At 33.3% G+C, this 2,082-nt stretch carries 1 protein-coding gene and 1 pseudogene; both read right to left on the minus strand.

Going from position 1 to position 2,082, the window contains the following annotated elements:
- The coding region (locus FTV25_RS09895) for a BapA prefix-like domain-containing protein (RefSeq protein WP_180009796.1) at nucleotides 1-1,368 on the minus strand (1,368 nt) is incomplete at its 3' end.
- Between the two features lie 607 nt (nucleotides 1,369-1,975).
- Nucleotides 1,976-2,082, minus strand: a pseudogene (locus tag FTV25_RS09900) (IS5/IS1182 family transposase); the annotation flags it as partial.

Consider the following 2,082-nt stretch of genomic DNA (forward strand, 5'->3'; position numbering starts at 1 on the left):
GCCTTCATAGCCGCCTTTAACTGCGACTTCATATGCTGAGTCGCCAACCAGTGAGGCAAGCCATTCTGTTTCAGTGCCTTTGTAGCCTTTATCTACCGCAAGATCGTAAGCTGATTTGCCTTTCAGCGCAGCCAACCATTCCTCTAATGTACCGGCGTAGCCATTATCCTGTGCGAGTTCAAATGCAGACTTGCCGTCTGTACCGTCTTTACCTTTCAAGTAGTTGATCAGGTCGTTGACTGTGGCATTTTCAGGAAGTTCTTTGGCTTCAATTAATAATTCAAGCGCAGACTTACCATTTTCTCCATCCTGTCCATCTTTACCTTTCAGGTATTCAATGAGATCAGTAGGGTCTGATCCTGGGTCAAGTTCACCTGCTTCAATCAGCAATTCAAGTGCAGATTTACCGTGCTCACCGTCTTTACCGTCAGTACCATTCACACCATCTTGGCCCTTCAGATAGTCAATCAAGTCAGCAATGCCTGATCCTGGATCAAGTTCACCCGCTTCAATCAATAGTTCCAGCGCAGACTTACCATTTTCACCATCTTTACCATTACTACCGTCCTCACCTTTTAGATACTCGATCAGATCATTTACAGTAGAACCCTCTGGTAATTCTTTGGCTTCAATAAGAAGTTCTAATACGGATTTACCGTTGTTTCCGTCTTTACCTTTCAAATAATCAATCAGATCATTAATATCCGCATCAGCATTTAGCTCACCCGCTTCTATTAATAGCTCCAGTGCGGATTTACCATTTTCGCCATCCTTACCATCCACCCCATCTTTACCATTAAGATTACTATCAACAGGAGTTTTTGGCTCTTCTCCTTCTGTTCCTTCATCTTTAGGCTCCTCTGGTTCCAAGTTACCCGGATTACTACCTACCGGAGGTTCTTCTGAACTATCTTCATCTGTAGGCTCGTCTATAGGATGACTAGGTTCGGCACTTTCAGTATTACTATTTTTATTATCAGTTATCCCCGCAATTAACCCTATGCCCGCTATTCCCAAACCTGCTATTGGCCAAATATTGATAAATGCACTTTCTGAGTGGCCGTATAATAATGGTTCAATTTTATCGATAGGATTATAGTCGAGAGTTTCGAAGTCATATAAAAACATTTCCGACTGTTCATTTCTAAAAATCAATGAACTCTTTTTCGGATTAAATTGATTAACCAATATTATTTCACCACTTTTCAAAGTAATTACTGCTTGGTTATTTATATATTCTATTTTTTCTATATCTTCAATTTTTACATCTACTAGAACTACAGAATCTTTATCGAGTTCTATTTTTTCCAGATACTCTTTTATTAATTGATTATTACCGCCCGCTTTTGAAATAACTTGAACCTGCATAGGAAACCCCTATAAAACCTACTTAAACAGTTGGTATTAATTAAAGATTTATTAAAAACATTTTTCAAGCAATTACTCTACTTTTTTACAATATAATTTTACAGATAATAATAATCATTTCTGGTTTAACTATCACTTTTTTAACAATAGCTAATCACTCATTGATAGTTTTATATAAAATAAAATTAAGTTATTGTTTTACATATTTTAATAAGACTCATAAAGTTAAAATATTTAGTTTTTTTAAAAAATTACATTCAAATAAATTATATTTAATCTTATAAAATTTATGTTTTTTTACTTTTCTAGATTTGGAAAGTATTTATTTCTAAAAATTTATTTTTATTACTTTTAATGTAAACTTCACATTGAAAAACAGTTAATTTATTAAAATAAATATATTAAGTATCACTCTGAATGATATCTCTCATTGAAATAAATCTTACCCGAATTATTTAATATTTTTAAACCAACATTTAAGGTTTTCTTAACTATTTTTTATTGTTATACTTTATTTCTATATTTATAGAATCTGATCACTAAAAATTAATATTAAGTACTTATTCGACTCGAAAATAAAATCACTATATTAGACCTCTTTCATAAATCATTTTTTGCTCAGTTCCAAGTTGTAGATTCCAGCGATTAAATTGAATCTCAAACCAAGCCTTTTACCTCTATTTCGATAACGCTCAGCAAGGATTTTGAAGGTTT

Origin of the sequence: Acinetobacter sp. YH12249, from assembly GCF_013417475.1 — a bacterium.
GTDB lineage: Bacteria > Pseudomonadota > Gammaproteobacteria > Pseudomonadales > Moraxellaceae > Acinetobacter.